Annotated in this window: 8 protein-coding genes; 5 read left to right on the plus strand and 3 right to left on the minus strand. The window is 72.4% G+C overall.

Features of this window, described 5'->3' with window-relative positions:
- Both CCN72_RS01725 and CCN72_RS01730 read left to right on the plus strand, forming a co-directional pair.
- A partial coding sequence (locus CCN72_RS01725; RefSeq protein WP_107430045.1) for a M6 family metalloprotease domain-containing protein occupies positions 1–1,082 on the plus strand: 1,082 nt, incomplete at its 5' end.
- Positions 1,083–1,224: 142 nt separating this feature from the next.
- The gene (locus tag CCN72_RS01730; protein WP_086806024.1) at positions 1,225–2,385 is read left to right on the plus strand and encodes an alpha-hydroxy-acid oxidizing protein; all 1,161 of its coding nucleotides are present in this window, start codon (positions 1,225–1,227) and stop codon (positions 2,383–2,385) included.
- 97 nt (positions 2,386–2,482) lie between these two features.
- Here CCN72_RS01730 and CCN72_RS01735 read toward each other — a convergent pair whose 3' ends face one another.
- Complete coding sequence (locus CCN72_RS01735) at positions 2,483–3,280, minus strand: MFS transporter (protein ID WP_086806025.1); 798 nt, start codon at positions 3,278–3,280, stop codon at positions 2,483–2,485.
- A 109-nt stretch (positions 3,281–3,389) separates the two neighbouring features.
- Here CCN72_RS01735 and CCN72_RS01740 point away from each other — a divergent pair, with 109 nt between their 5' ends.
- Genes CCN72_RS01740 through CCN72_RS01750 form a run of 3 tightly spaced genes read left to right on the plus strand, consistent with a single transcriptional unit; the run spans position 3,390 to position 5,967 of the window.
- Complete coding sequence (locus tag CCN72_RS01740) at positions 3,390–3,923, plus strand: PadR family transcriptional regulator (protein WP_086806026.1); 534 nt, start codon at positions 3,390–3,392, stop codon at positions 3,921–3,923.
- On the plus strand, positions 3,920–4,627 hold the full coding sequence (locus tag CCN72_RS01745) for an ABC transporter ATP-binding protein (RefSeq protein WP_237553668.1): 708 nt from the start codon (positions 3,920–3,922) through the stop codon (positions 4,625–4,627). The genes CCN72_RS01740 and CCN72_RS01745 overlap by 4 nt, the downstream gene beginning before the upstream one ends.
- 2 nt (positions 4,628–4,629) lie before the next feature.
- Positions 4,630–5,967: an FtsX-like permease family protein gene (locus tag CCN72_RS01750; RefSeq protein ID WP_086806031.1), complete on the plus strand. Its 1,338-nt coding sequence runs from the start codon at positions 4,630–4,632 to the stop codon at positions 5,965–5,967.
- Between the two features lie 46 nt (positions 5,968–6,013).
- Here the strand turns inward: CCN72_RS01750 and CCN72_RS01755 are convergent, their stop codons facing one another.
- Both CCN72_RS01755 and CCN72_RS01760 read right to left on the minus strand, forming a co-directional pair.
- Entirely contained in the window at positions 6,014–6,187 is a 174-nt protein-coding gene (locus CCN72_RS01755; RefSeq protein WP_086806028.1) for a DUF397 domain-containing protein, read from the minus strand.
- Between the two features lie 4 nt (positions 6,188–6,191).
- The gene (locus CCN72_RS01760) at positions 6,192–7,076 is read right to left on the minus strand and encodes a helix-turn-helix domain-containing protein (protein WP_244174103.1); all 885 of its coding nucleotides are present in this window, start codon (positions 7,074–7,076) and stop codon (positions 6,192–6,194) included.
- Positions 7,077–7,239: the final 163 nt, after the last annotated feature.

The raw sequence follows: 7,239 nt of genomic DNA on the forward strand, positions 1-7,239 counted from the left end.
ACCATCAGGGTCAGGGCGTGCACGGTGCCGGTGGAGCGGGCGTAGCCGTGCGGGGTGGGCACGCCCTGACCCTGATGGTCGACTTCTCCGACGCGCCCGGCGAGGGCAGCGCGATGGACCGCTTCCACGAGTTCTTCCCGCGCACCCAGGACTGGTTCCGCACCTCGTCGTACGGCCGCCTGGACTACCGGCCCGAGACACCGGTGAGCGACTGGCTGCGGATGCCGAAGCCGTTCAAGGCGTACGGCATAGAGCGCGGCGCGCCCTTCGACCCCGGGTACCGGCAGCTGGTCCAGGACATCGTGACCGCGGCCGACCCGAAGGTCGACTTCCGCTCGTACGACCTGCTGAACATATTGGTCACGCCGAACGCGGGTCCGTCCGCGCTGGACACGGTGCTGTCGGTGACCTTCGCGGGGAACGCGGACGCGCCGGTGGCCGACGGGGTGCCGGTCGCCAACGCCTCCTTCATCTACTCCCGCCAGGACGACGGCTCCGGTTCCTTCCCGCACACCGGCTACCGGGTGCTGCCGCACGAGAACGGCCACACCTTCGGCCTGCCCGACCTGTACACGCAGGACGGCGGGGGCACGGTCGGGCACTGGGACATCATGAGCGAGGACTGGGGCGCCAACAACGACATGCTCGCCTGGGACAAGTGGAAACTGGGCTGGCTGGACGGCTCCCAGGTGGGCTGCGCGGCGAAGGGCGGCAGCGTCGAGTACTCCCTGACCCCGCTGTACAGGTCGGGCGGCGGCAAGCTGGTGATCATCCCGGTGAACGGCCACTCGGCGTACGCCCTGGAGGTCCGCGCGCAGGGCGGCAACGACGAGGCGATCTGCTGCCCCGGCGTCCTCATCTACAAGGTGGACGCGACCGTCGACACCGGCCGGGGCCCCATCACCGTCTACGACGCCCACCGCGACAGCGGCGGCTGCACCCGCAGCCCCAATGTCCAGGCCGAACTCTCCGACGCCCCCTTCACCCCGGGCCAGACCTTCAAGGACCCGCGGCACGGGATCGTGGTGCGGGTGGCGGGAGAGGACGACGGGACGTACCGGGTGCGGGTGACACGGACCTGAACCGTCGGGTGACACGGACCTGAACCGTCCCCCGGACCGGGCCAGAACCGTTCCCCCGGTCCGTGCCCGCCGTTCCCCGGGGCCGGGCCCGCGCTGTAGGGTCCAGCGGCTCGCACGCGGCGGGCCGGAGCAGGAGGACCCCATGGCGTTCGCCGACTACCAGAACGAGATCTACCTCGACGGCCTGCGCGGAGTGATACCGCGGCTGCCGATGACCTTCGCCGAGCTGGAGCCGCCCGCGCTGGCCGCCCTGCCGCCCTCGGTGCGGTCGTACGTCGCGGGCGGCGCCGGGGACGAGCACACCCAGCGGGCCAACGTCTCCGCCTTCGAGGAGTGGGGGCTGATCCCGCGCATGCTGGTGGGCGCGAAGGACCGCGATCTGTCCGTCGACCTGTTCGGGATGCGGCTGCCCTCCCCGCTGTTCATGGCCCCGGTCGGGGTGATCGGCCTGTGCGCCCAGGACGGGCACGGCGATCTGGCCACCGCCCGCGCCGCCGCCCGCACCGGGGTGCCGATGATCGCCTCCACCCTGACGGTGGACCCGTTGGAGGAGGTGGCCGCGGAGTTCGGCGACACCCCGGGCTTCTTCCAGCTCTACACGCCCACCGACCGGGAGCTGGCGGAGAGCCTGGTGCACCGGGCCGAGGCGGCCGGGTTCAAGGGCATCGTGGTCACCCTGGACACCTGGATCACCGGCTGGCGCCCCCGCGATCTGGCCGCGAGCAACTTCCCCCAGCTGCGCGGGCACTGCCTGGCCAACTACACCAGCGACCCGGTCTTCCGCTCCCGCCTCGCCAAGTCCCCCGAGGACGACCCCTCGGCCGCCGTCCTGCACTGGGCGCTGACCTTCGGCAACCCGCTCACCTGGGACGACCTGCCCTGGCTGCGCTCGCTCACCGATCTGCCGCTGATCCTCAAGGGCATCTGCCACCCGGACGACGCCCGCCGCGCCGGGGACGCGGGCGTCGACGGCATCTACTGCTCCAACCACGGCGGCCGCCAGGCCAACGGCGGGCTGCCCGCCCTGCACTGCCTGCCCGGTGTGGTCGAGGCCGCCGGTGAGCTGCCCGTCCTCTTCGACTCCGGGGTCCGCTCCGGCTCCGACGTCGTCAAGGCGCTCGCCCTGGGCGCGCGGGCCGTCGGCATCGGCCGCCCCTACGCCTACGGCCTCGCCCTGGACGGCGCCGACGGCATCGTGCACGTCCTGCGCACCCTGCTCGCCGAGGCCGATCTGCTGATGGCCGTCGACGGCTACCCCACCCTGGCCGACCTCACCCCGGACGCCCTGCGCCACCTCCGCTGAACCCCTGCCATCAGGCCGTACGCGCGGGTCGTACACGCCACCGCCCCGCCGCACGAGGTGCGCGGCGGGGCGGACGTCCGGCGAACCGGGCGGGCGGCTACTTCCCTTCGCGGGGCATGACCACCGCCGACAGCACGGCGGGCACGGCCCCGATGAGCAGCATGACCACGGGCCAGTTGGTGGCCGAGAGGATCCCGGGGATCACCAGCGGAGTGAGGAAGGCGCCCGCGAACACCATGGTGTTCTCCAGCCCGAGGGCGGTCCCGGAGCGCTCCTTGCCCGCCATGATCGCGATCTCGGCGTAGTGCACCCCGTGCCAGCCGCAGGACAGCAGACCGGCCACCACCATCAGCGCGGCCGCGATCCAGGCGGGCCCGGACTGGCACAGCGCGAGGCCGACGAAGCAGGCGGCGATGATCCAGCTGTAGGCGATGACGAGGGTACGGCGGTGCCGGCCGCCCCTGCTGTCCGTCCAGCGCCCGCTCCACACCCGGGAGACCGCGCCCAGGGCCTGGACGACGAAGAGCAGACCGGAGATGGCGGTGATGCCGACCCCGTGCACCTTGTGCAGATAGATCGCGGCGAACGACAGGACGGTGAACTGCGGGAAGTCCAGCAGGAAGGCGCTGAGCGAGATCCGCCAGATCTTCCAGCGGCGCAGCGGGCTGACGGTGGTGTTCTTGTGCCCGGCGGCGGGCAGCGGCGGCTCACTGGTGAGCGGCGCCGTGGTGGCGGCGGCCTCCGCGTTGAACGCGTACAGCCTGATCTCTCCGGTCTCGGTCGACTCGATCGACTCGATGGTCTCGGCGGACGTCTCCGCCAGGGGTTTGCGCAGGCTGTCCGTACGGCGGTGTTTCCACTGGGCCGGGATCGGGGTGCGGGCCGGTGCGGGCACGGGGGCCTCCTCGTCGTGGGGTCTTCGGGGGTCATCGCAGCCCTACCCCGAGAACGCCGTCGCACTCACTATTCACTCAGTACATGTATCTGGTGCATACTGATCCGCCATGAGCACCCGGCACATCCTCCTGGGCCTGCTGGAGGCGGGGCCGAGCCATGGTTACGACCTCAAGCGCCGCCACGACGAGCGCTTCCCGCAGGCGCGCCCACTGGCCTACGGGCAGGTCTACACAACGCTGCAACGCCTGGTCAGGGACGGTCTCGCGGAGATCGAGGGGACGGACGCGGACGGCGGTCCCGAGCGCACCCTGTATCGCTCGACGGCCGCCGGCGCACGCGAGCTGGCCCGCTGGGCCGGTGAGATCGCGCCGCCCGCGCCGTTCGTGGCGAACGAGATCTTCGCCAAGGTCGTCGTCTCCATCCTGGCGGGCGGCGATCCGGCCGCCTATCTGCGCGCCCAGCAGGCCGCGCACAAGGCACGGATGCGGGAGCTGACGGTGGTCAAGACGGGCCCGGACGCCGACCTGGCGACCGTGCTCTCGGCGGACTACGCCCTGAACCACCTCGACGCCGACCTGCGCTGGATGACCACCACGGGGGCCCGGCTGACCACATTGACCTCGGAGGTCGAGACGACATGAAGCACAGGGGGGACCTGATGAGCGGCGCGGAGCCGTTGCTGGCGGGCCTGGATCTCGTCAAGGCGCACGGCAGGACACCGGCGCTGCGCGGCGCCTCGATCGCACTGGCCGCGGGCGAGATCCTGGCCGTGACGGGGGCCAGCGGCAGCGGGAAGTCCACACTGCTGCACATGCTGGCGGGGATCGTACGACCGGACGAGGGCTCGGTGTCGTACGCCGGGCAGCGACTCGACCGACTGCCGGAACAGCGGCTGACCGAGCTGCGCCGCACCGAGTTCGGGGTGGTCTTCCAGTTCGGGCAGCTGATCCCGGAGCTGACGGCCGTGGACAACGTGGGGCTGCCGCTGCTGCTGGCCGGAACCTCCCGCACCGAGGCCCGGCGGCGGGCGGGCGAGTGGCTGGAGCGGTTCGGGGTGCGAGAGCAGGAAGAACTGCGGCCCGGTCAGCTGAGCGGCGGACAGGCGCAGCGGGTCGCGCTGGCGCGGGCACTGGTGACCGGTCCGAAGGTGGTCTTCGCGGACGAGCCGACGGGAGCCCTGGACTCGCTGGCGGGCGAGCAGGTGATGACGGCGCTGGTGCGCACGGCCCGCGCGGCGGGTACGGCGGTCCTGCTGATCACGCACGACGCGCAGGTCGCGGCGTACGCGGACCGCGAGGTGCGGCTGAGCGACGGTCTCGTGCTCCCCGCGGAGGTGGCGGCGTGAGCGTGTGGACGGAGGCACGGCTGGCCTGGTGGCTCGGCCGGGGTGCGGACCGGCGGGAGTGGTGGCGGGCCGGGCTGACCACGGCCGGGTCCGCGCTGGCGACGGGATTCGCCCAGGCCGCGGTGGCTTTGGCCGCGCTGCGGGGGCAGTACCGCGTCTCCGTCGGCGACGGTCTGCTGGACCGGCCGGGCGAGCGCTCGGGGGTCGTCCTGGCCCTTCTCCTGCTGCTGGTGCCGGTGCTGGGCTTCCTCGGGCAGTGCGCCCGGATCGGTGCCGTGCACCGCGATCGGCGGCTGGCCGGGCTGCGGCTGGCCGGTGCCACCCCGGCCCAGGTGCGCCGGATCGCCGCGCTGGAGACCGGTCCGGCCTGTCTGCTGGGCTCGCTGCTCGCCACCGTCGCCGCTGTCACGGCCGTACTGCGTCTGTGGAGCAGCCCGGAACCGGCGGCCTGGGCCGGCCTCGCGCTGATCGCGCTCGGGGTGCCGGTCGTGGGCACCGCGGTGGCCGTGCTGGCGCTGCGCCGGCTGGTGGCCTCGCCGCTCGGCCGGGTGCGCCGGGTGCGGCCGCGCGGCGGGCCGGGGCGGGTGCCGCTGCTCGCGGGCGGGCTGCTGTTCGCCCTTCTCGCGGCACTGGCCGCCTTCGGCGGTGCGCGCGGGTGGCTGCCGCTGACCGTGTTCGCGCTGGTCGTGATGGTCGGCGCGGGGACGGTGGGGCTGGCCGGGGGCACGGCGCGGCTGGCCGGGAGGCTGGTGGCGCGCCGGGCCCGGACCGCGGCGGCGCTGATCGCGGCGGAGCGGCTGCGCGACGATCCATGGGCCGCGGCCCGCACCCATGCGGCCGTCCTGCTGGTCACGGTGGTCGGCACCGGCTTCGCGGGCGTGCGGCAGACGCTCCTCGCCGATCTGCACCGGATGCGCCGGGACCATGGGCTCGGCATGCCGATGTCCTTCTACACCACGGGCATCGACCTGACGGGAGCCGCGATCCTGGTCGCCCTCGCGATCACCCTGTGCGGGCTCGCCGTGGCGACCGCCGAGTCACTGGCGAGCCGTCGCCGGGGGCTGGCCGCGCAGGTCGCCGCCGGGGTGCCGCGGGCGGTGCTCGGCCGGGCCCTGCTCCTGGAGGCCGCCCTGCCGCTGCTGCCCGCGCTGGTCCTGGCGGGCGCCGGAGGCATGCTGATCGGCACCGGGTACGCCACGCTGACCGGCGGCACCGTCACCGTGCCGTACGCCGCCCTGCTGGTGCCGGTCCTCGTCTACGCCTGCTGCCTGCTCTCGGCGGCCACCGCCCTGCCCCTGCTGCACCGCTCGGCACGGCCGGGGGAGCTGCGGTACGCGTGACGCCGTGCGGTCCCGGGGGCGCGGGGGGGCTCCCGGGACCGTGCCGTCAGCCGAGCGAAACGGTGAACTCCGTCCAGGCACGGGGGTCGAGACGGAGCAGCGGCCCGTCGGGGGTCTTGGAGTCGCGGACGGCGACGACGTCGGGGACGTTGCGGGCGACTTCGACGCACTCGCCCCCGGTGTTGCTGTAGCTGGACTTCACGAAGTCGAACTCGGGCATGAGGTCAGATCTCCTGGCGAATGGTGTCGATCAGCTGGGCCGAATCACGCTGGGCGCGGCTGAGCCGGGCCGTGCGCTCGAAGAAGGCGTCGTACGCCGTGCTGTCGGACTTGTTCTCCGCCCACACCGTGGACGTGTTGGTGTCCGCGTGAACGACGTCCACCGCCTCACTCTCAGCGAACGAGATGATGGTAAACGAAGCGGTGAGACACGGGTGCCCGCCCGCATGGAACGGCAGAACCTGCAAGCGGACGTTGGGCAGTTCGGCCACCTTCAGCAGGTGCTCCAGCTGGGCGCGCATGACGCCGGGGCCGCCGATCAACTGCCGCAGTGCCGCCTCCCAGACGATGGCGTACACCTCAAGTGGGTGCTCGTCGTACAGACGTTGCTGACGGCGCATGCGGATCTCCACCAGGCGCTCGATCTCGTCCGGGTCCTCCCAGACGCCCGCGCCTTCGCTGACCGCGAGCGCACGGGCGTACTCGGCGGTCTGGAACAGGCCCGGGATCAGGGAGAGTTGCCATGTCCGCACTCGACTGGCGGCAGCCTCCAGTGCGATGTACTCCGTGAGCGCACCCGGGTGGGGCGAGTCCTGCCACCAGCCCTTGGCCTTACGGCGTTCGCGGTCCAGCCTGGCCAGGTCAAGGAGCCGGCCCACCGCTTCGGGATCGTCGAGCCCGTAGCACTCGCAGAGCACGCGGATGTCCGGGTCCCGCATCGGAACCCAGCCCTGTTCCATCTTCACGATCTTCGAGTTCGTCGCGTTGATCGCCTCGGCGGCCTGCCGTTGGGTCTTGCCCGCCGCGTCCCGCAGCCGCAGCAGTTCTCCACCGAGCCTGCGGCCCAGGACAGTTGACGTTCGGTTACCCAGGGATGAGGTACGAGTCACGGCCCCAGTCTGTCGCATCCTGACGGCACGTCACTCGTTGGAGACAATTATCTCCGCAGACATTGCATCCATAACTCAAGCCTCGCTACCGTCAGCCTCCGGTCGCTCACTCAGCGAATTCACCGGAGGCTCCCCATGCCCGACGCCACCCCCTCCCCCATCC

The sequence above is a fragment of the Streptomyces murinus genome (assembly GCF_002154555.1).
Classification (GTDB): domain Bacteria; phylum Actinomycetota; class Actinomycetes; order Streptomycetales; family Streptomycetaceae; genus Streptomyces; species Streptomyces murinus.